Genomic DNA, 19,424 nt, shown 5'->3' on the forward strand with positions numbered 1-19,424 from the left:
GGCTCGACCTCGTAGAAGGGCCCGCATTCCGCGCGCCCCGATACGGGAGACGACGATGACCATACTTTCCGACACCCAAGCCCTGATCCTGAGCGCCGCCGCACAGCGGCCCGAGCACATCGCCCTGCCGCTGCCCGACAGCCTGCGCGGCGGGGCCGCCGCCAAGGTGGTCGGCGCGATGCTCTCCAAGGGGCTCCTGCAGGAGGTCGACGCAGACCTGCGCAAGGGCGAACCGATGTGGCGCGAAACCGGCGACGGCCACGGCGTCACGCTGGTCGCCACGGATGCAGGCCTCGCTGCCATCGGCATCGAGCCCGAATACGCGAACAGCGCGCCCACGGGCGCGACGGACGCGCCGAGCGACGCGCCCGCGATGGACACGCCCACCGCGCCTGAAGCCGCCCTCAAGGCGCGCACGCCGCGCGAGGGAACCAAGCAGGCCACGCTGATCGCCATGCTGCGCGCGCCGGATGGCGCGACCATCGAGGAGATCATGGCCGCCACGGGCTGGCAGTCGCACACGGTGCGCGGCGCGATGGCCGGGGCGCTGAAGAAGAAGCTCGGGCTCGAGGTGACCTCCGAGAAGGTCGAGGGGCGCGGCCCGGGTCTACCGCATCGATTGATTGGACGCAGCTTCACAAGAGCACACCATGTCAAGAGGTATGAATCATGCCTCTTGACGAATCCCATCGCCGGCCCGCAAGATGCGTGCATCAACCCTCTTGAAAGGTGGCGCGTATGGTCGACTCAATCACGGTTCGACTGGATCCCAATCTTGCATCCCGTCTCGGCGAATTCCTAGCACAGAACCCCAGTCTATCAGCTGCATCCGTTGCCGCTCGTGCCTTGGACGATTTTCTACCGAAGGCTCCCAAGGTCGTATCGACAAAACCCGCCAAGCCAGGTGGCGGACAGGACGAGTTCACCGGCCGTGAGGGCTATGAGTTTGGCATCTCAGTTGGCCGGGCACTTGCGAGCAAAATCGGCGAACTTGTCAGCCCAGTGGCAACAGAGCTCACACTACCTGACGGTCGGCGAGCTACTCTGCGTACCGCGAAGGGACGCAACACGCAGTGGGGATGTCTCAACACTCTTCTCGAGCGTATCGACGTCGTTCTCTGTGCATTCACCCCGGACGGAACGAACTTCGATGTCTGGGAGGTTGACGCCAAGGTCTGGGCCCGCGAGGCCCGAAACGCATCTCCCGGCCACAAGCTGCACAACAAGCTGACGTTGCTGGGCAAGTCAGGCGTCGAAAAGTTCGGAAAGCCCTTCGGCAGCTACTCCATCTAGTCGCCCCGCACCCGGATTGCCTCGAACACCCGCCGCAGGAGGTAGGACCGCGCGATGCTCACCACGGTGAAGACCGCCCCCAGCTTCAGGTTCTGCGCCAGCGTTGTATGCAGCCCGAAGACAGGGAAGATCAGGATCTGCGTGACCACCGCGACGCCATAGCCAATGATCACGTTGGCGACGGACTCGACCAGCGACATGAGGCGGGTCTGCTTCATGCCCCCACCTCATCCATCGGCCAGCAGTTCAGCCGCCAGAGTTCGCAGCGCATGCGCCGCAACCAGGGGGACCACGCCGTTGCCACAGAGCCGAAGCCGGTCCACCCGGTGGGCCAGCCCATCAGCGCCTCGACGAACAGCGGGTTCAAGGTCCGGCGCGGCTCGGAGGTATTGCGCCCAGCCATCGGCGTCACCAGGACATGGCGGCCAAGCAGGCCGTTCACCGGTGTGTTGGCAAGGCTCGTCGCTCCATCTTTGTGATCGCGCGCCGTCGGCGTCATCCACATCCCCGCTGCGTGGGTCAGGTCCGCCGTCCGGCGATTGCCCGCGCTCGGCTTGCAGCCATCGTTCGCCATCGGCGTCGGCCAGTCCCGCGCCATGCCGTCCAGACCCTTCTCGTGCTTCCGATCTCCGCCCCGGCTGCGGAAACTGTCGGTCTGCGGCGTCGGCCAGAGCGCAGCCGTCGTCGCGAGGTTCATCCCGTGCTGGCCCGCTTCCTGCGATGGCGTCGGCTTCGTCTGCCGGTTCTCGTTGGCGCTGGCCCTCGGCGTCGGCCAGAGCCGCAGCAGTTCCGTCCGGTTCCCGGCACTCGACCGGGTCCCAGAGCAGGCGCGCGGGGTCGGCCAGCTCGTCCCCTTCACGGACGGCGAGGATTAAGAGCCGCTCGCGCTTGTGCGGTGCGCCGACTTCCGCCGCCGTGAAGAGGCCAGCCGCAAGGCGGTAGCCCATGCCGACCAGTCCTTCGGCGACTTCGGGGAAGCCGAGGCGGAGATGATGGGCGACATTCTCGAGGAAGACGAAGGGCGGCTCGACCTCGCCGATGATGCGGGCGACATGCGGCCAGAGGTGGCGCGGGTCGTCGGCACCCCGGCGCTTGCCCGCGACGGAGAACGGCTGGCACGGATAGCCCGCAGTGACGATGTCCACCGCACCGCGCCACGGGTGGCCGTCGAAGGTGGCAACGTCGTCCCAGACAGGCGCGCGATCCAGGGACGCATCTTCCATCCGCGCCACGAGAGTGGCTGCGGCGAAGGTTTCCCGTTCGACATGGCCCACAGCACGATATCCGGGGAGTGCGACGGCGAGCCCGAGGTCGAGCCCGCCCGCGCCGGAGCATAGGGAGAGGCCGAACAGGCATGCGTCTCCGGCTCCGGAAGCGCGTCCGGAGGAAGGTAAAGCCAAGTCATGCATGTCACGCGGCGGTCTTGCGCTTTCGCGCGGGTTCGGGCGGGGCGTCCGTTTTCTGCGCATTCGCCGTGGGGGCGGCATCGTCGCCCAGCCGCTCGGCCCTCACCTGCGCGAAGGTCCGACCGTCACCATCAAGGATTGCGTCGCGGCCGGTCTCGGCCTGCCAGCGCTCGACCGCGACGTCGACATAGGCGGGGCTAATCTCCATCGCGAAGACTCGGCGGCCGTTGGCCTCGCCCGCCATGATCTGCGAACCCGACCCCGAGAACGGCTCGTAGCAGAGCCCGCCCCGCGCAACGTGCTGGCGCATCGGGATGCCGAAAGCGTCGAGCGGCTTCGGCGTCGGGTGGTCGGGCCGCTCGTCCTTGGCGAAGCTGGGCAGCGCCCATGTCGAAGGCAGCGTTTCCTCGGCCACCTTGGGCGGACGGTTCGGGCGACGCCAGCCCATGAAGCAAGGTTCATGCTTCCAGAGGTAATGCGAGCGGGTGAGCACCCCGCGGTCCTTCACCCAGATGATCTGCTGATGGACGAAGGCACCGGCCTTCTCCCAGCAGGCTTCCAGCATCGCCTGGCGGCGCGAGGCATGCCAGCAATACCAGGCGGCATCGTCGGCGATGGCCTCGGCCACGGCGGCAGCGATGAAACCGTCGTAGAGTTCCGCGCCCTGCGAACTGTCGTCCCACGTGGTGCCGTAAGACGCTGACCAGTCCTTGTTCCGGGTCGGATGGTTCGAGCCGTCGTAGTCCACCAGATACGGCGGGTCCGTCGCGAACAGGATCGCGCGCTCGCCATTCATCAGGCGGCGCACGTCGGCCGCGCTGGTGCTATCGCCGCAAAGCAGGCGGTGGTCGCCAAGGATCCACAGGTCACCAGTGCGCGAGGCCGGATTGCGCGGCGGTTCGGGGATGGTCACCGGCGGCACGGAGCCCCCGGCGCCACCTTCTTCACCGTCGTCTTCCGCGACGTAGGCCAGCAGCTTGTCGAGTTCGCCGTCCGAGAAGCCGACCAGCGACAGGTCGAAATCCTCGGCCAGCAGGTCGTTCAGTTCCGCCGACAGCAGCGCCTCGTCCCAGGTGCCGAGTTCGGTCAGCTTGTTGTCCGCGATCCGGTAGGCCCGCCGCTGCGCCTCGGTCAGATGCCCGAGCACGATCACGGGCGCTTCCGTCAACCCCAGCTGCGTGGCGGCCAGTACGCGCCCGTGCCCCGCGATCAGCTCGCCGTCCTCGCCGACCAGACAGGGCACGGTCCAGCCGAACTCGGCCATGCTGGCGGCGATCTTCGCGACTTGGTCCGCGCCATGCGCCTTCGCATTGCGGGCATAGGGCTGCAGCCTCGCCAGCGGCCACATCTCGATCCGATCCGGGGCAAAGCTCAGCGTCATCGGCGGGTCATTCCTCGGATCAGGGTGGATACCCCTGGCTTCCGGACTCCGGGGTCCAGACTGGACTCCACACGGGGTCCAGTGGCCACCAGAGGTGTCCAGCATCAAGGGTTTGAATTTGCAGAGTTTAGGCGAATTCAGGCGGCGGTGGCCTCTTGGTGGCTTCCCAAAAATCCGGCCCTGTCGCTAGCGATGTGCCGCGCTTCGCCCGCCAGCATACGAATATCGCCCGGAAGGAACCGCCAACTCGCCGGGGCTGGACCCCGGCCGGACTCCCGAAGCCAGCGGGGGTATCCACCTCGGATCAGCCCCTCTTCGCCCGAGCGCACGACCCCGAGCATATCGCCGTGGATAGCTTCAGAAAGGCGATCCGTCTCGTCTTGCGATGTCTCACGAAGAAATGCGTCAGATCACGAGAAGGTCTTGACATGCAGAGGCAAATTGGCGCTGCGGCGCACGCATTGGTCGGCTAGAACAGTCCAGACGATGTGCAATCTACAGGTTGAGAGCGATGGGTGAAGCGAAGCGCCGTAGAGAGATCGAGGAGAGGGCGAGAGCATTTGCGCGTCCCATCAAGCGCGCGCGGTTCAACCTATACACCACGGGCACTCGGCTATCGCGAACTGCATACATGTGCGAGGAGGTATCGTGGTGGTGCTCGCCCGAAGAGGATCTCCTCGGCATGGTAGCGCGAGACACGACAGACAATGACTACCTCTGGATGATCCTGGCGAGGGATCGGATTGGCCGATTCCGCTGCGCTTCCTTGAAGACTGATTTTCGAACGCAAGAGTATGCGGAACGGCAACTCTGGGTCGCGATGTCGGAGGTCATTGAAAGTGGAGAGATCGAGGAGTTCGGCCAGCAGGGTGATGAAACCAACAGTCCACTTGACCCGTTTGAGGTGCCAGCAGACTTGCCGGAAGAAAAGCTCCATCCCTACTTCAAGCTTCTGAGGGACGAACCAGGCCGTGCGCCTGCTCGCAAGGTAATTTCAGAACTAGCCCTCTGGTTGGCTCCGAAAGACCCTCACTTCGTGCGAGAATTCCAGACAAACGGCTTTGACCAAAGGCTATGGGAGTTATTTCTTTGGGCGGCTTTCCGCGAGTTCTTTCTCGACGTCGAGCAACTTGACGCTCCCGACTTCCGGTGCCGAGCGCCAGGTGTGGATTTCACCGTCGAGGCAACAACGGTCGCTCCATCCCAGGGAGGCGTACTCGAAGATCACCCGAACCCAAAGACGGACAAAGAGCGAGAGCAATTTCTTCGCGACTACATGCCCATGAAGTTCGGCGGTGCCCTGACCGGCAAACTCAACAAGGCTAACGCTGCAGGCCAACGATACTGGGAGCGAGACGGCAGCAAAGACAAACCGTTCGTGATCGCCATCGCAGATTTTCACAAACCCGCCGATAAGGATGAACTGGGGCCAATGACCTATACGCAGTCAGCGCTCTGGCAATATTTGTACGGCTCACGGGTCACATGGCGCTTCGAAGGTGAGCAGCTTGTTATCGACACTCATTCGATCGAAGAGCACGAATACAAAGGGAAGCGAGTTCCTTCTGGTTTCTTCGACTTGCCAGATGCGGAGAACGTTTCAGCGGTTATTTTTTCGAATGCTGGCACCATCGCGAAATTTGATCGGATGGGCGTGACAGCAGATTTTGGCGCCGACGGTTATGGCTATTTCCGCGTTGGGCTGCGCTACAATCCTGATCCTAACGCGATGATGGGGGAAGCCTTTTCTGTCGATGTCAGGGACGAGGGTTATGAGGAATTCTGGACACAAGAGATTCAGGTTTTTCATAATCCGAACGCCAAGCACCCGTTGAAGGTTGAGGCCCTCCTTGGGGCCACTCATCACTTCTTCGAAGACGGACAACTCAAATCAATCACACCTCATGACGCTGTCCTGAGTTCGTTTACGATGTTGATGAAGTACGTCAAGGCGGAGGACTGGGATAGGGAGACCAAAGCGGCTCAAACCTAGAAGCATGAATCCCTTCACGTTCTGGCGGCCGCCTTCGCCACCACGAACTCCATCGACCGTTTCGACGGTGCTTGTCTCCCGTTCAGCCGCCAGACGATGACCGCGATCCCATATTGCCAGCGCCGGTTGGCGGTGGCGCGGCTGATGCCCAGCTCCCAGCAGATCGGCTTCCACGGCTTCCGGTTCGCCCGAAGCCAGAGCAGGCGCGCGTCGGCAGGGTCGAGCCAGCGCAGCCAGAGTAGAGCATCTTCAGCCTGGGTGATGTCGCGCGGACCGGGCTTCGGCCGTCGCATCCGGGGCTCTTGGCCGATCTGATCGGCGAAGCTGTGGAAATACTCGGGCCAGGCATTGAAATAGCCCTGCGGCTTCACATCAGGTAACGAGCGGAACACATCGGCCGCTTTCTCGAGCCGGTCCTCGACCATGGCGGGCGTCCAGTCAGCCATTCGCGCCCTCCCGTTCGACCACGCGCAGCCCATACAGCTTTTCGCCCAGCTGACGCACCAGTTCGCGTTCGGGCCAGGTGAGGCGCGGATCGTCCGCCGAAATCGCCAGCAGCCCCTGTTCCTGCCACCCCTCCCGCTTGACCTGCTCGGGATCCCGGCGTTGGCCGCCATAGCCCCTCGGATGCCACCTCATGCGACACCCCCATTCGTCTCGATGGCCCAGTGCAGGATTGCGATGGCATCAGCCTCGTTATCATCGGCCGGACTGAAACCTCGGGCCCGCGCTGCGGCGACCATTGCATCTTTGTCGGCATTTCCCTTCCCGGTGGCATGACGCTTGATGGTGCCGACAGGAACGCCCTCATAGGGCACGCTGCGGAGTTCAGCCCATGACGTCAGGGTGGCTATCAGCCCGCCATAGACATGGGCAGCGTCGGTACCGACATGACGGCGGACTTCCTCGAACCAGATCGCGGCGATTGGCCCGGACAGTCGGTCGATCTCGGTCAGCCAGTTGGCAAAGTGGAGATACCGCATGCCGCCGCCATCGAAGCGGCCGGGGCGAAAGGAGGTCGTGCCGCTGGTGATCAGGCCGTCATGGTCGCGGATCGCCCAGCCTGTCGTCGTCCCGAGGTCGAGGGCAAGGATGCAGGACGCGGAAAGGCACCCCGGTTCGAGGTGCAGGTCGGCTGTCTCGGTGGTCGGCGTCATGTTGAAGGCTCACATCAATCGTGGGCCTTCGGCTTTGGTCATTGGCAGGGAATCATGCCATGCGCGCCCTTTCAAGAAAAATGCGCCTGACGATGCTTCTGTCCCACCTGCTCGTGGGGTGTCCCACTTATCGATCAAAGTGGGACGTCAGATTTTCCTTTTCAAAACAAGGCGTGTCCCACCCGTCCCACTTGTCCCACCTTTTTCCCTACGTCGCATGAGGAAGAATGAGGTCGGCCGGGACATGTACGCTTCATATAAGAAAGAGAGAAGTTGGTGGTCCAAGTGGGACAGGTGGGACAGGATTGATTTCAAATGGCTTTTTCTGTCCCACCTTGGGCTTGAAGTGGGACACGCCGCGAAGTGGGACAGCGGCCAAACGACAAGGGGCACCCGGATGGATGCCCCCTGGATGCCTGAACTGGCCATCGCGATGTCAGCCGCTCTGCGGCCTGCGATAGCGCCATTCGCGGGTCGCACCTGCGCCGCTGCGGTACCGCTCCCAGTCCCGCGACTTCAGCCAGGCCCCCACACGCATCTGATCGCCCTTCGTCCATTTCGCGGGCTCGATGCCGAGCGCACCTTCAAGGATCTCGCCTACAGACACGTCGCGGATAGCCTCGGGACGTTCGAACTCTTCATTCTGCCAATCCTCATAGCCCGCATGGCCGCGATTGACGCTGCGGGTGTCGTGGGTCAGCCACCGATCGATACGGGCGTCCCAGGCATCCGCCTGATAGCGTGCTTCTTGTGCGGCGGTAGCTTCGGCAAGGATCGCCGGATCGTCGATCCACCAGATCGCGCCTTCGCGGAAGCGATGGACGGCTTCGGCCCAGATCTGATCCCGGTCGCGGGCCAGCGCCGCGATGTCGATGGTCCCGCAGCGAAGCGGCCAGAAACGGCGATTGCCGGTCTCGTCGCGCAGGTAGGTGTCCGGGTTCACGGTTCCGGCGAAGACGCATTGGCGCGGGACCTCGACCGTGTAGCGACCGTAGGGCGGGCGGAAGCGGTCTGTAGTGCGGGTCAGGAAGGCCTTGATGCGCGAGACTTCGGCCCGGCCGATGGCGTCGAGTTCGGCGATTTCCACGATCCAGACGCCCTGCATGTGGATGGCGGCATCCTTGGACCCAAGCTCGGGCAACTCGTCGGTGAACCAGTCCTCGCCCGCCAGAACCTTGATGGCTGTCGATTTGCGCGCGCCTTGCGGGCCTTCGAGGATCAGCATGTGATCGGCCTTCACACCGGGGCGGAAGATGCGTGCCACGGCCGAGATGAGCCAGAGCGCGCCGACGGTATGATGGAACGGGGTCGGGGCAGCGCCGAGATAGGTACTGGTCCAGGTCTCGATCCGGGGCGTGCCGTCCCAGCGGAGGTGTTCCAGCCAGTCGCGGACAGGATGGATGCGGTGTTCGCGGGCGACGGCGCCGACGGCACGACCGACGACAAGCGGCGCGACATTGACCCCGCGCAGCTGCAGCCATTCAGCGGTCCGGACATCGTCGGCATCCTCCCACGGACGGGGAAACGGGCCGGTCGCGGTATCCCACGGAAGCGGTTGGCGGACAACGATCTCCTGCGAGAAGTCGTCGAAGGCCAACACGCCCGCGAAAGCGACGTCGGACGTCAGTGCGATGATGACATTGGCCTCGTTGCGCTCGGGCGTCCCGACCAGATCCTGTCGCAGGCGGTTGAACCAGGCCGGTTTGGCGATCCGCGCATGGGGATCGCCGGAGACGTTCACGCGCTTCACCAGTTCGATCAGCTGCTTGTCGAGGATCGACATGGCGATGCCGGTCGTGGTCTTGATGCGGGCAAGGATCTGGCGCGCGGGCAGCGGGTCCAGCCGCGCGAGGGCAATACGGCCGAGAAGTTCGCCAAGGGCGGAGATATCGGGCGGGTTGGTCAGTGCATCTGCTGCGGCCACCAGATCAGCGATAGTGTCGCCAGCAGATGTCAAGCGATCCATCGCGGCGGACGGGTCTTCGGTCGGCAGCCCCTGACGCGGGCCGTAGTCCTCGGCGCGCGCCCCGCGCAGCAGATCATCGTTGAAGTCGTCGCCATGGAGCGGGACCACGATTTCGTTCGGAATGTCGGCCCGGTTCAGCCGGTCCGAGAGCATGGCGGCCGCCTGACGACCGGCATCGCCAGCATCGGCATAGATCGTGACCCGTGTCGTGCCCTCGGGCCAGCGAAAGCGCGCGAGGCCATCCGCGGACAGGGCCGCCCAGACGGCGGTCCCGAACAGGGCATGCGCTGCCAGGGCGGTCTCGATGCCCTCGGCAATGCCAACGTGGCCGTCCGTAGGCATGGCGAACAGGCGCACGGCCGCGTCGGCCACCGATCCCAGCATCTTCTTGCCAGCCGGGCCCTTGGCACTGCCATCGTCCAAAAGGAAGGTCCTGTGGATGCCCGGCGCACGGGTTCCGTCCGCTAGTCGAGGCAATGCGATCAGCCCCGGCCATCCACGCCGCGTGTCGAAATCCGGCAGGTCGGGGTGGAAGAGAAGGTCCGGGCAGCCCGGGTTCGCAAGGCCGCGCGCATGCAGGTATGCCTCGCCCACGGTTCTGGAGAGTGGCTGCGCGCCATCGACCAGCCGGACAACCTCCGTTGAATGGTCGGGCTTCGGGCGCGGCAAGGATCGAGGTGCGGGGCGATCCATCCCGGCAATCCGCGCCGCTTCGTCGAAGAGCGCGCCGTCGCTTAGCCCCGTCGCCTGCGCGATCAGATCGATGGGCCCGGCGCTTTCGCCGGTCGCATAGTCGAAGCCCCAGCCCGCATAGGGCCCGTCAAGGTGGATGGTGCACGACCCTTCCTTGCGCGGCGGGCGGCCGGACAGGTCGGCACAACGCAAGGAGCGACGGTCGCGCGCCAGCCGCGCCTCCGGAAAGATGCCGGGGAGCCAGTCGCCTGCGGTCGCGGCAAGCCGATCCTTCACGGCGGCCAGATCGTGGCGTGCCTTCGGCATGGCGATGTCGTTGAGATCGATCATCGCGCCCCCTCACGCCAGGAGGACGAGCCCGCGTTCGGCGCGGGTGATGGCGGTATAGAGCCAGCGGCGGCGGTCGATCTCGCTGCGACCAAGCCCGTCGTCCCAGACGATCACGTTCTCCCACTGTGACCCTTGCGCCTTGTGGGCGGTGATCGCCCAGCCGAAGGTCGCCTCGGTCAGCTTGCGCTTTTCTCGCCAGTCGCGGTCATGGCGCTTGGCATCATAGGCGACGTGATCCTCGAAATGCCCCTTGTAGATGTGCAACCGGCCTGGACGGCCGTCGCTGTCGAACGGCGTGACACGTCGTCCGTCTTCGTCATGCACCACGGCCGAGAAGTAGAGGCTACCCTCGTCGACGATATCCTCAAGGGTCAGGAACATGCCGTTGATCAGACCGAGCGAGTTGTCGTTCTTCAGGCAAATGATCTTTTCCGCCCCGCCGGTGGGAAGATATGTCCCGCCCAGCCCGGCCGCCGCGCGCATCGCGTTGTTCAGCTGGAAGCGCGTCGCGTTCAGGCCGCAGATCAGCTGCCCGCCGCGCAGCGCCTGGTCCGGCGTGATGTCGCCCTTGCGCAGCTTGGCGACATGGGCGTCGTAAACCCCGAAGCCGATGGGTTCCCCCATACGCGCCATCGTGGCGAGACGGATGATGGCGCTCTCGGCCGCCTGGCGGTGGATCTCGGTCAGCATCACGTCGGGGGCGTCCCGGGTGAAGGCCCCTTCGCCCTTGATCGGCGGCAACTGTCCGGGATCGCCCAGCACGAGGATCGGCTTGCCGAAACTCATCAGGTCGCGGGCCATCTCCTCGCCCACCATCGACACTTCGTCCAGCACGATCAGCCGCGCATCCGCGGCATCGCTTTGCGGGTTCAGGGCGAAGCGGGGATGCTTCATCGCGGACAGCGCCTGACGCATCGCCTCGATCCCGGCTTCGGCCGCGGTCCGGTCGAAACCGGTCAGCCTGCGTGCGGCGCTCTCGGCCTCCTGAACCTTGGCGGCAGCGGCGGCGATTTCTTCCTCGGTCGCTTCGATCACCGAATAGATCAGGCTGTGGATGGTGCGCGCGGGCGTGCCCTTGCGAGTCAGCACGAGCGCAGCCTTGCCGGTGAGGGTGGCGGTCACGACGCCCGGGACGCAACGGCCGTCCTTGGCGCTGCGATGGGGTGACAGTCCAAGGTCGTCGAGGGCGAACTTCAGGACCGTGCTCTTGCCCGACCCGGCATAGCCGAAGAGCCGGAACACCTGGCTCGATCCGGTGCGGTTTTCGAACCAGTCGCGGACTTCGGCGATGGCGGCGGCCTGCGCGGCCGAGGGGACGAAGTCAGACACCGCCGCCCCTCCAGCACCGCCCCGCCCATGCGCAGGGCGCGTGCCACTTGCCGCCGGCCATGCCGCCCCGGCAGACGACCGCCGTGGGCTCGGTCGCCATCCGGGGCAACCATTCGCCTGCCGCCGAGGCCTGCACGACCGTGACGGCCCGATCCGACATCTCCTGCGCGAGGCGGGCATCGAACGGGACGAGTTCCGCGTGCAATTCCATCGTGTCGCGGTTCAGCGCGGTGAACAGCGCCGGGTTGGGCAGATCCATGTAGGCCTGATAGAGCGCGATCTGCGCGGCATAGACGGGACGCGCGATGCTGACGCCGCGCTTGACCACATCCTTCCAACTGGAAGCGCCGAGCGCCTTGTTCTCCCAAAGGGCGGGGTACTCCATCGCGACGGGGCCCGAGACGAAGCAACCGTCGATATGGCCCTTGAACCGGCCCGCCATGGCCTCGAAGCCGAACTGGCGACCATCGGGGCGTTCCGTGCGCAGGTCGAACCCTGCGATCCGGAACCAGCCCGCGACGATGTCCTCGGCCCGGTGGCCAGCCTCGAAGATCCGCAGGATGCGCGGCTCGAACTCCTGGCCCTTGTCCTTGGGCTCCGCGAGAAAGTCATACTGGATCTGTCGCAGGCAGTCGCGCCCCAGCCCCGAGGAACTGACATAGGTGCGGGGGCGCTCAGCGCGATTGCGCGCCGTCAGGGCCGCATCGATGGCGGATGAGACGGCCGTGGCGATCGGTGGACGCGGCGCATCCTGACCGTAGATGCAGCCCGAGCCGTGGTTCAGGTCGATCATTGGTCGCGCTCCCAGAACCCGCCAGCCTGCGCGATGCAGGTCAGCTTGTGATGCTGGGCCTCTGTCAGCCGGGCACGCGCGCCGAATGTCGCCAGCTTCTGGCGCAGGCTCTCGCAGAACTCGACCTCGAAGTCGGTGATGGCATTAGCTGTCGCGGCGGCGAGGAGGTCGGTCCAGGGGGTGGTCTCGTCGTTCAGATCGATCATGACGGCCCTCTCAGAACGGAATCGGATCGTCATGGGCCGTGCCGGTCCGCTCCTTGCGCGCGCCTTGTGCCAGCATGCTGTCCACGTAGCCGGTCACGGCCGCTTCGATCAGACGGTCGATGTCGGCGGCGGTGCGGTTGAAGAAGGGCGCCATCAGGCCGAGGTCGGTCAGCGCTTCGGCGAACAGCACCCGGGCGTCGCGGATGGCCTGTGCCTCGCGGGCGGTCTTGTCGATCATGCCATTGTTCCTTTGGGCGATTGCGCTGCCCACGTCCTGACAGCGGAGCCAGCAGAAGCGGTGATAGGGGTAGCGGTCGTGCTGGAGCCGGTGGAGGTAACCGAAGCCGCGGGCCTCCCGGGCGCAGACGGCGCAGATCGTCACCCGAGCAAGAGCGTCGCGATCGGGTCGTCCTTTGGCCAGTCCTGCCGGTGAAGCCGTTCCGACTGCATCACGATCCAGCGCGAGATGGCGTTCACCGCCATGGCCTCGAGGTCGCCGAGGGTAAGGCTTGCGATGGGTTGGTGCAGTTTTCCTCGGGCCTCGAGCCATGTTCCGATCTCCAGCGCGGCGGCGCGCGTCACATGCGCCTGCCATTCGTCGGGGGTCATGGGCCGGTCGCCCGGCCCAGCCCCATCGGGCTCGGCGGTGGTGGATCGCACCGACCCACCCGACCGCCGCTTCCTCCGCTCCTCAGCCATTGAGCCACGCGGGCATGGCGGGGGTACCCGGCGCAGCGGGTGCGGGGGCCTGCGGCGTGGGCGGAGCGGCCGGGGCGTTCTGCGACCCCCAGGCGGGCGCCGGTGCCGACGCGGGCTGCGGTGTCGCGCCCCAGTTCGGCGCCGCAGGCGACGGTTGCGCCGCGCCCCAGGCCTGTGCCGGGGCCTGCCAGCCCGGCGCCGCGACGCTCGCGGCCTTGCGCGGCGGGGCGTTGACCGGGTCGGGCGGGACGGTTTCGCCGCGCATGATGGCGGCATGGTGCAGCTCGTCGGGCAGAACGACGTTGGCGATGCGGTTCTGGTCGCGGTACTGCGGGTTGGAGGCGGGCTCCACCATGATGCGGGCGGCGAAGACGATGCCCTCCAGATGCCGCAGACCGGGCAGAACCCGCTTGGCCTTGGCGGCGGGGCTTTCGTCCCTGGGATCAAGGCCAAGGGCGCTGTCCACGATGGCGCGAAAGGTGGATTTCGAAATCTTCCAGCCGATGGACTGGCCTTTCTCGTCCAGCTTGCCGCCCGCCACGGTGAAGCTCTGCCAGAACTTGCGGCGGGCATGGGGGCCGTCGACGACGGTGAACTCGCAGTCGAGCATGCGGGCGTCGCTGGACTGCGAAGCCTTCAGAAGCCCCGCATCCGCCGGGGTCGCGCCGTTCACGCCACCGGGGCGAATGGTCAGCCGCACCTTGGCGAAGGTGCCGTCGGGGATCAGTTCGCCAATGGGGGCCATCTGCGGCTGGGCGTCGTTCAGATCGTAGCTCATGGGATCATGTCCTTTCAGGGATCAGGAGGCGAAAGCGGGGTGATGGGGCGCGCGACCGTCGGTCCGGGCGAGCAGCGCGCCAAGGTCGGGCGGTTCGGTCAGGTCTAGGCGGCCAGACCGGTCCTTGGCGGGAAGGCCCCAGGGGTTGCCGGACTTGCAGACAAGGCGGCGGTCGGTGGCGGTCTCGTCCAGCACCCAGCCGCCTTCGGCGTCGCGGGCGAATAGGTGCATCGAGACGACCTGGTCTACGATGCCCGGCAACTCACGCCCGGCCTTGCTGCCTTCCATCTGCGGCTGCCAGGTGACGGTGCCGAAGTCGTCGGTCACCTTTTCCAGCACGCCGACGAAGATCACGGTCTTGCCGCGCGCATGCTGGAGGTGCTTGAGCGCCTGAATGACCTCACGCCCCAGAAGACCGTAAGCGCCTCGGACATCAGGCTTGCCGGTCCGATCCGAGAAGGCTTCGGGCTGCTGGCGGGCATAGGCCATCGCCTGCCGCGTCAGATCGGTGATCGAGTCGACGAAGACGATGCGGCGCGCGGCAAGGAAGGCCTCGATGCCGCTGTCGCGGTGCTGGGCCTGCAGCCACACATGCCGTTCGGTCCCGTACCAGGACTGCGGATGCTGCGCGGGGTCCGGCCCACCGATCAGCACGGCAAGATCGCGGAAATCGGTGAAGCTGCGCACCGGGATCGACGCGCCGCGCCAGTCCTGCACCGACTTCATCCCGGCCTCGAGGTCGAGGCAGACGGTTTCCTCGGCAGGCAGGGACTTCAGAAGCGTGGTCTTGCCCACGCCGGGCGGGCCGAAGATGGCGAGCGAGGTCTTGTTCTCGGCGGCCGAGAGGCGTTCGTCGGCGGTGATGATGCGGAAGGCCATGGGGTTCTCCGAAGGATTGAAAGGGCGCGGCGGCGGGGGTGACCGGGTGCCGAAGGGGAACCTGCCCGGCGTTGCCGCTCGGGCGTCCCGCCGCCGCGCGTCACCGGTCTCGGGTCTCGAGCCGGAACACGGGTTTGCCGGTGGTCTCGGACCGGGCGGCGGCGAAGCCCTCGCGCATGGCGTCGGGCCAGGCCCCAAACCGGCGTTCCGGCACGCGATAGGCGATCTCGAGGTACTGGGTCGGGTCGTCGCCCGACTCGCGGATCCGGGTCGCCATCGCGGCCAGCCGGTCCTGATCCCACGTGACCTTCTTCGGCAGATCGGCGATCACCACCACGCCCGCATCCTCGATCCGGACGGTGCCGGAGGTCTTGCCTTGAGCGGAACGCTCGGCCTCGGTCGCCGCGCCATAGCGCTGCGCAAGTGCCGCCTCGAAACGGTCCCTCAGGCGCTTGACCCGGGCGGTCTCGGCCGCTGCTTCGTCCTGCAACGCGAGAAGCAGCGCAGGCGGCATGTCGGCGATCTCGCCGATGGACAGCCGGTCGAGGTCATCGAACGTCGGCATGTTGCCGGCCCGCCCCTCGCTCGGCGCATCGGTGCTTGGGAACGGCATGGCCATCAGCGCCCCTCCCGCTTCAGGGCCGCGTCAACGGCGCGGTCCGTGCCGAGAGCCCCGGCCTCGCGGGCCAGGCGGTGGAGCCGTTCGAGCGCCGAGGAGCGGCGGATTGCGGCCGACACGTCGGCATTCGCCGCCACGACGGCGAAGGCGATGTCGTCGATGGTCGCCATCTCGATCAGCAACGGCTCGGTCTCGTTCCCCTCGCGCCAGGGCGCAGGGATCGCATCCGGCAGGTCGTCCAGGCTGTGGAAGGCACGGCGCAACCGGGTCATCAGGTTCGGCAGCCGGGCGGGCTGAGGCTCCGTTTTCGCGGTCTCGGCCGATTTCCCGGCGATGGCGAAGTAGAGGGACGGCGGGAGCCAATCCCCGATCCAGGCAAGCACGGCGCGCATCAGGCGGCCTCCTCTGTCGCGATGAGTTGGGAAAGCGGGATCGGCGCATGGCGCGGTTTGGTCCGCGCGATGGCCAGATAGGCAAAGCGGTCTGGGCCGACCCGGACCTGTACCAGATGCACCAGCGCGGCCTCGAAGGCGCGGCGGGCGGCACTGGCCAGCGCCCCGAGCCTGCGGCGATCCGGCTCCGGAAGGGTCGAGATCACCGCCGTGGCATCGATGCCGAGGAACCCGCGATGATACTCGAGGCGGTCCCCCGGCATGGCCTGACCGATCCAGGCACAGAACTCGATATCGGTGAGCGGCCGGGGCTTGGCCGGGATGAAGGCGGTGGGGTGCATGACGAACATCTCCATGTCGGTCCTCTACTCACGCCGCCTTGGAACCGTCCCACTCCGCCCCGAACCCGCGCATCGCGAGGTCGAGCCGAAGGCGGGCGATGTGGCGGTAAAGAGCAGAGCGGGAGATGCCGGTGCGGCTGACGATTTCGGGCACGGGGCAGGTGCCGAGTGCCGCGCAGAGGCCATGCGTGTCCTCAGACAGACCGCCCAGGGCCAGGGCGAGATCGTGATGGGTCTCGGCGTCGTCCACGGCGGAGCGGTCCTGACCATGCCAGGCGGCCAGACCGTCGGCCTCCGCCAGCACGCAACCCAGCGGCTCGGTGCCGGCGGAGACGGGAGCGTCCAGCGAAATCACGGTGCCACCCTGTGCGCGGCGCTGGCGGTGATGACGGATGGCGATGCGCGAGGACTGGTTGCGCAAGACGATGTTGGCGAAAGCGCCGATGCCGCCGCGGCGTGCGTCGAAACCCGGCAACCGGCAGATCAGGTCGACCAGCAAGTCTTGGCGGAGATCGTCGAGATCGGCGGCGGGCAGCTTGAGCTTGCGATGCAGACGGCGCGCGGCGATGGCCCCTTCGTCGATCAGTGTGGCAAGGTCGTCGGGGGAAATGGGTGGGTGCATGTCGTTCGATCCTGGTCGTTTGCGTTCACGACCCGACCGTGCAACATGCTGAAATTGTTTATCTCTCGGACTGCTCCGGAAAACCTCCCAAAAACCTCCCGGTACCGGCGAACGGATCTAGGCGATGAAGGCGATTTCGGAGGATACGAAGGTCAGGCGGTAGCCGACCTTCGGCTTCGTCTCAATGAACGCCTTCGTCGGCGCGTCTGTCGAGACGGCCTGCCTCTTGAATGCAGTGCGCAGCCGGTTGATGCATCGATCAACCTGCTCGAGGTTGCTATCTTTTCTGGTGCTGGACTGAAGTGCTGCTGCGATGCTGTCTCGCAATACCCAACCGCCAGCAGCCATGGCCTCCTCCGCGAGCAGAACCAACGCATAGAAGTCCCGCGGTTCGACGGTAATCTCGACTCCATCGCAGATTGCGCGCCGACCGATACGGTCGACCTGAAGCCGCGCATCTGGTGCATGCTTTCCGGCGGCCAAGCGAACCCGGCCAAAATCAAGTGCAAACGGACGAACTGGATCGTCGCGCAGCAAGTCTTCTGCGCAGGACACTGTCATGCGAAGGCGATCCAGTTGACGCGCGACCACAGTCGGCACCTCGCTGCTCCCAAGACTGACGAGAGCGACCGAAGTCTCGGTGTCGATCGCGCCTCGCACATGGTCCAGAATTTCTTGCGCTGTTTCCTCTCGCAATCGCCGCACGAGGCAGATTTCAGCAACACGACCGTGCTGTTGATAGCGACCCAGCCTCCATATCCTGGAGGAGATTGCCGTCGGGCCCGGCCCGGTCAGCCCGGACTGCTCGCGGATCGCTCGACAAAGGGCGGCGACGTCGATGTCGAAAGTCTGGATGTCCAGCGCATCGTCGTGCCGTTCGCACTCGCCAGTCTCTGGATCGACGACAATCAGGGATCCTTCGATGACCCCAAACACCGAGCCGCCATCGTCGGGCAGGTCTATTCGCGGCACCAGAACTCCCAAGTTCCGCAGCGACCGGTGGAAGCGAGGATCATAGGGTTCCAGCTCCGCCGCGCCGATGGCACGGACCGGATGGCGATCACTCTGCCGCAGCAGCAGCCTGATCAGATCTGCGGCGTTTGCGAATGTCATTGTCTTCGAGCATTTCAAGGATGAGCCGTTCGTGCGAATGGTCGCGCATGCTGACGGTGCGCGGCGGCCGGATCGTGACCGGAACCACAGTCTCTGTGCCTTCAACCTCGATCGTCACGTCGATCTTGGCATGCACAATCCGGACGTCATCGATCTCGATCTCCGGCGCGACGACCTTCAAGCGTTTCAGCGCGTTATCCGTGTCGCCGAGCGTCAGGAACCATGGTGAACGCTTCAGCCTCCCGGTCTTTGTGACCTGCGCCTCATCGACGCGAACCTCGCGCAAGGCGACGTGGGTGATGTCTCCGCTTTCGTCGAGGTGAAACTTGAACGATGCGCCCTGCCGCTGAAGCGGCTCGAGCGTGTAAAGCTGTTCCTTCGCAGACGCCTCGAAGATTTCCTTGTCCCCGAGGATATGCTCTCCAAAGAGCTTCACCAGCGTCTTGGCATCGGTTGCCGACTTCGAGCCGACGGCGATAGAACCCTGCCTCGGATCGAATTCGATCGTCGACTGGACGATTTCCCGAAACTTCAGGGTGTCTTCTGCGCCCCCCTGGTCGACGTTCTTCGTTTCAGGTTTGGAGCCATGCAGGATCAGAACGCGAAGCAGATCCTCATCCTCGAACCACCGAACATCGCAGTAACGACCATTGTAACGTCCCAAGAAATGCGTCCGAACGGCTTCGGCAAAGGCGTCTTGCACCCCCTGTTCATGGTGCCTCGGTTCGACATCTTCTCGGTCAGCGTCGCGCTCGAGTTTGGTTGTATGCGTGAGGAATGCAGCCGCGCTCAGCGCCTTGTCAAAAACAACCCGATGATCCAGCCATGTGGCCAGGGCCATGAATCGCGGGGTAAAGCGCAGGTCGTCAGGCGCACCGTCGATGCGGTGGGCAGCCAGAACGTCTACCCCCATTTCAGTCGCGATCTCCTGGATGAACCGGGCGCCCGCATCCGTGGACAGCGTGGAAATGTTATAGAGGGCGAACTGAAGCGGTGCCGGAAACCTCAAGTCGGCCTTGGCAAACAGATTGAAAATCGCCTCGCGCCGTTTGGGATCGCCAGTGGGCAACGTAGCCCAATCCAGTCCGATCTGTTCGAGATAGGGGCTGAGAAGGCGATGCAGCATTTTAAGATCGACGGTCCGCGAAAACGCCCGATCGATGAAGTTGCGGATCCTTTTCGCCATATGCTCTCCTCTTGACACCAACTGTTCCGATCGCGGGCTCACTCAGCCACCCGCAGGCCGCATTGGCCGCACTACAAGCACAAGCGCCCTAATTGGCACTTCGAATGCTCGTATCTGGGCGGCAGGGATTGCTTGAAGTTCTGATTATGTTCAACCCGATCAGGCAACCTCGAGTCGAGTCCGAGCCGCTGACTTCGCGCGATCTTGACGGCCGTGGGACGGTTACTCCGCCAGATGAGTAGAGGCAG

The 19,424-nt window shown here is 65.2% G+C and carries 23 protein-coding genes and 1 pseudogene; 3 read left to right on the forward strand and 21 right to left on the reverse strand.

Features of this window, described 5'->3' with window-relative positions; translation table 11 throughout:
* Positions 1–55: 55 nt before the first annotated feature.
* Together QO015_RS11895 and QO015_RS11900 are read left to right on the forward strand one after the other, a co-directional pair.
* Positions 56–802, forward strand: coding sequence for a DUF3489 domain-containing protein (locus tag QO015_RS11895; protein WP_266279207.1), 747 nt, complete (start codon positions 56–58; stop codon positions 800–802).
* Positions 803–846: 44 nt separating this feature from the next.
* Positions 847–1,293, forward strand: a complete 447-nt coding sequence (locus tag QO015_RS11900) for a hypothetical protein (protein ID WP_307289930.1) — start codon at positions 847–849, stop codon at positions 1,291–1,293.
* Here the strand turns inward: QO015_RS11900 and QO015_RS11905 are convergent.
* The 4 genes and pseudogenes from QO015_RS11905 to QO015_RS11920 all read right to left on the reverse strand — a co-directional run bounded on the left by QO015_RS11905 (position 1,290) and on the right by QO015_RS11920 (position 4,080).
* A complete protein-coding gene (locus QO015_RS11905) occupies positions 1,290–1,511 on the reverse strand; it encodes a DUF7220 family protein (protein WP_266279206.1) in 222 nt (73 codons plus the stop codon). The two genes, QO015_RS11900 and QO015_RS11905, sit on opposite strands and share 4 nt — an antisense overlap.
* Entirely contained in the window at positions 1,508–1,990 is a 483-nt protein-coding gene (locus QO015_RS11910; protein WP_266282538.1) for a hypothetical protein, read from the reverse strand. The genes QO015_RS11905 and QO015_RS11910 overlap by 4 nt, the downstream gene beginning before the upstream one ends.
* A 205-nt stretch (positions 1,991–2,195) precedes the next feature.
* Positions 2,196–2,780, reverse strand: a pseudogene (locus QO015_RS11915) (DNA cytosine methyltransferase); the annotation flags it as partial.
* The gene (locus QO015_RS11920) at positions 2,704–4,080 is read right to left on the reverse strand and encodes a site-specific DNA-methyltransferase (RefSeq protein WP_266279205.1); all 1,377 of its coding nucleotides are present in this window, start codon (positions 4,078–4,080) and stop codon (positions 2,704–2,706) included. The gene QO015_RS11920 and the pseudogene QO015_RS11915, both read right to left, overlap by 77 nt.
* Before the next feature lie 682 nt (positions 4,081–4,762).
* Between QO015_RS11920 and QO015_RS11925 the strand changes: the two genes are divergently transcribed.
* Positions 4,763–6,073 carry a hypothetical protein gene (locus QO015_RS11925; RefSeq protein ID WP_266279204.1) on the forward strand — a complete coding sequence of 437 codons (1,311 nt, stop codon included), beginning with the start codon at positions 4,763–4,765 and terminating at the stop codon, positions 6,071–6,073.
* A 14-nt stretch (positions 6,074–6,087) separates the two neighbouring features.
* Here QO015_RS11925 and QO015_RS11930 read toward each other — a convergent pair whose 3' ends face one another.
* The 17 genes from QO015_RS11930 to QO015_RS12010 form a co-directional block, all read right to left on the reverse strand.
* Entirely contained in the window at positions 6,088–6,519 is a 432-nt protein-coding gene (locus tag QO015_RS11930; RefSeq protein ID WP_266279203.1) for a DUF6362 family protein, read from the reverse strand.
* A complete protein-coding gene (locus QO015_RS11935) occupies positions 6,512–6,712 on the reverse strand; it encodes a hypothetical protein (protein ID WP_266279202.1) in 201 nt (66 codons plus the stop codon). The genes QO015_RS11930 and QO015_RS11935 overlap by 8 nt, the downstream gene beginning before the upstream one ends.
* Complete coding sequence (locus tag QO015_RS11940) at positions 6,709–7,230, reverse strand: crossover junction endodeoxyribonuclease RuvC (RefSeq protein WP_266279201.1); 522 nt, start codon at positions 7,228–7,230, stop codon at positions 6,709–6,711. The genes QO015_RS11935 and QO015_RS11940 overlap by 4 nt, the downstream gene beginning before the upstream one ends.
* A 436-nt stretch (positions 7,231–7,666) precedes the next feature.
* A complete protein-coding gene (locus QO015_RS11945) occupies positions 7,667–10,219 on the reverse strand; it encodes a VapE domain-containing protein (RefSeq protein ID WP_266279199.1) in 2,553 nt (850 codons plus the stop codon).
* Positions 10,220–10,228: 9 nt separating this feature from the next.
* Complete coding sequence (locus tag QO015_RS11950) at positions 10,229–11,548, reverse strand: ATP-dependent DNA helicase (protein WP_266279198.1); 1,320 nt, start codon at positions 11,546–11,548, stop codon at positions 10,229–10,231.
* Positions 11,541–12,341: a hypothetical protein gene (locus QO015_RS11955; RefSeq protein ID WP_266279197.1), complete on the reverse strand. Its 801-nt coding sequence runs from the start codon at positions 12,339–12,341 to the stop codon at positions 11,541–11,543. Before QO015_RS11955 ends, QO015_RS11950 begins: the two co-directional genes overlap by 8 nt.
* On the reverse strand, positions 12,338–12,547 hold the full coding sequence (locus QO015_RS11960; RefSeq protein ID WP_266279195.1) for a hypothetical protein: 210 nt from the start codon (positions 12,545–12,547) through the stop codon (positions 12,338–12,340). Before QO015_RS11960 ends, QO015_RS11955 begins: the two co-directional genes overlap by 4 nt.
* 10 nt (positions 12,548–12,557) lie before the next feature.
* Entirely contained in the window at positions 12,558–12,785 is a 228-nt protein-coding gene (locus QO015_RS11965; protein WP_062563528.1) for a DUF6511 domain-containing protein, read from the reverse strand.
* Between the two features lie 140 nt (positions 12,786–12,925).
* Positions 12,926–13,156: a hypothetical protein gene (locus QO015_RS11970; RefSeq protein WP_266279194.1), complete on the reverse strand. Its 231-nt coding sequence runs from the start codon at positions 13,154–13,156 to the stop codon at positions 12,926–12,928.
* Positions 13,157–13,238: 82 nt separating this feature from the next.
* Complete coding sequence (locus QO015_RS11975) at positions 13,239–14,024, reverse strand: hypothetical protein (protein WP_266279192.1); 786 nt, start codon at positions 14,022–14,024, stop codon at positions 13,239–13,241.
* Between the two features lie 21 nt (positions 14,025–14,045).
* Complete coding sequence (locus QO015_RS11980) at positions 14,046–14,903, reverse strand: ATP-binding protein (protein ID WP_266279190.1); 858 nt, start codon at positions 14,901–14,903, stop codon at positions 14,046–14,048.
* Positions 14,904–15,003: 100 nt separating this feature from the next.
* The gene (locus QO015_RS11985) at positions 15,004–15,522 is read right to left on the reverse strand and encodes a hypothetical protein (protein ID WP_266279188.1); all 519 of its coding nucleotides are present in this window, start codon (positions 15,520–15,522) and stop codon (positions 15,004–15,006) included.
* On the reverse strand, positions 15,522–15,914 hold the full coding sequence (locus tag QO015_RS11990; RefSeq protein ID WP_266279187.1) for a hypothetical protein: 393 nt from the start codon (positions 15,912–15,914) through the stop codon (positions 15,522–15,524). Before QO015_RS11990 ends, QO015_RS11985 begins: the two co-directional genes overlap by 1 nt.
* Complete coding sequence (locus QO015_RS11995) at positions 15,914–16,270, reverse strand: hypothetical protein (protein WP_266279186.1); 357 nt, start codon at positions 16,268–16,270, stop codon at positions 15,914–15,916. Before QO015_RS11995 ends, QO015_RS11990 begins: the two co-directional genes overlap by 1 nt.
* Positions 16,271–16,283: 13 nt before the next feature.
* Positions 16,284–16,877: a hypothetical protein gene (locus tag QO015_RS12000; RefSeq protein ID WP_266279185.1), complete on the reverse strand. Its 594-nt coding sequence runs from the start codon at positions 16,875–16,877 to the stop codon at positions 16,284–16,286.
* A 117-nt stretch (positions 16,878–16,994) separates the two neighbouring features.
* Entirely contained in the window at positions 16,995–17,990 is a 996-nt protein-coding gene (locus QO015_RS12005) for a winged helix-turn-helix domain-containing protein (RefSeq protein ID WP_266279183.1), read from the reverse strand.
* Complete coding sequence (locus tag QO015_RS12010; RefSeq protein ID WP_266279181.1) at positions 17,938–19,176, reverse strand: hypothetical protein; 1,239 nt, start codon at positions 19,174–19,176, stop codon at positions 17,938–17,940. The genes QO015_RS12005 and QO015_RS12010 overlap by 53 nt, the downstream gene beginning before the upstream one ends.
* Positions 19,177–19,424 lie beyond the last annotated feature (248 nt).

Source organism: Kaistia geumhonensis, from assembly GCF_030815145.1.
In the GTDB taxonomy this organism is placed as follows: Bacteria; Pseudomonadota; Alphaproteobacteria; order Rhizobiales; family Kaistiaceae; genus Kaistia; species Kaistia geumhonensis.

Excerpts from the sequence above, each read along its gene's own strand:
- QO015_RS11895 (WP_266279207.1), top strand. The coding sequence starts at position 56 with ATGACCATACTTTCCGACACCCAAGCCCTGATCCTGAGCGCCGCCGCA.
- QO015_RS11905 (WP_266279206.1), bottom strand. The coding sequence starts at position 1,511 with ATGAAGCAGACCCGCCTCATGTCGCTGGTCGAGTCCGTCGCCAACGTG.
- QO015_RS11910 (WP_266282538.1), bottom strand. The coding sequence starts at position 1,990 with ATGAACCTCGCGACGACGGCTGCGCTCTGGCCGACGCCGCAGACCGAC.
- QO015_RS11920 (WP_266279205.1), bottom strand. The coding sequence starts at position 4,080 with ATGACGCTGAGCTTTGCCCCGGATCGGATCGAGATGTGGCCGCTGGCG.
- QO015_RS11925 (WP_266279204.1), top strand. The coding sequence starts at position 4,763 with ATGGTAGCGCGAGACACGACAGACAATGACTACCTCTGGATGATCCTG.
- QO015_RS11930 (WP_266279203.1), bottom strand. The coding sequence starts at position 6,519 with ATGGCTGACTGGACGCCCGCCATGGTCGAGGACCGGCTCGAGAAAGCG.
- QO015_RS11935 (WP_266279202.1), bottom strand. The coding sequence starts at position 6,712 with ATGAGGTGGCATCCGAGGGGCTATGGCGGCCAACGCCGGGATCCCGAG.
- QO015_RS11940 (WP_266279201.1), bottom strand. The coding sequence starts at position 7,230 with ATGACGCCGACCACCGAGACAGCCGACCTGCACCTCGAACCGGGGTGC.
- QO015_RS11945 (WP_266279199.1), bottom strand. The coding sequence starts at position 10,219 with ATGATCGATCTCAACGACATCGCCATGCCGAAGGCACGCCACGATCTG.
- QO015_RS11955 (WP_266279197.1), bottom strand. The coding sequence starts at position 12,341 with ATGATCGACCTGAACCACGGCTCGGGCTGCATCTACGGTCAGGATGCG.
- QO015_RS11960 (WP_266279195.1), bottom strand. The coding sequence starts at position 12,547 with ATGATCGATCTGAACGACGAGACCACCCCCTGGACCGACCTCCTCGCC.
- QO015_RS11965 (WP_062563528.1), bottom strand. The coding sequence starts at position 12,785 with ATGATCGACAAGACCGCCCGCGAGGCACAGGCCATCCGCGACGCCCGG.
- QO015_RS11970 (WP_266279194.1), bottom strand. The coding sequence starts at position 13,156 with ATGACCCCCGACGAATGGCAGGCGCATGTGACGCGCGCCGCCGCGCTG.
- QO015_RS11975 (WP_266279192.1), bottom strand. The coding sequence starts at position 14,024 with ATGAGCTACGATCTGAACGACGCCCAGCCGCAGATGGCCCCCATTGGC.
- QO015_RS11980 (WP_266279190.1), bottom strand. The coding sequence starts at position 14,903 with ATGGCCTTCCGCATCATCACCGCCGACGAACGCCTCTCGGCCGCCGAG.
- QO015_RS11985 (WP_266279188.1), bottom strand. The coding sequence starts at position 15,522 with ATGGCCATGCCGTTCCCAAGCACCGATGCGCCGAGCGAGGGGCGGGCC.
- QO015_RS11990 (WP_266279187.1), bottom strand. The coding sequence starts at position 15,914 with ATGCGCGCCGTGCTTGCCTGGATCGGGGATTGGCTCCCGCCGTCCCTC.
- QO015_RS11995 (WP_266279186.1), bottom strand. The coding sequence starts at position 16,270 with ATGGAGATGTTCGTCATGCACCCCACCGCCTTCATCCCGGCCAAGCCC.
- QO015_RS12000 (WP_266279185.1), bottom strand. The coding sequence starts at position 16,877 with ATGCACCCACCCATTTCCCCCGACGACCTTGCCACACTGATCGACGAA.
- QO015_RS12005 (WP_266279183.1), bottom strand. The coding sequence starts at position 17,990 with ATGACATTCGCAAACGCCGCAGATCTGATCAGGCTGCTGCTGCGGCAG.
- QO015_RS12010 (WP_266279181.1), bottom strand. The coding sequence starts at position 19,176 with ATGGCGAAAAGGATCCGCAACTTCATCGATCGGGCGTTTTCGCGGACC.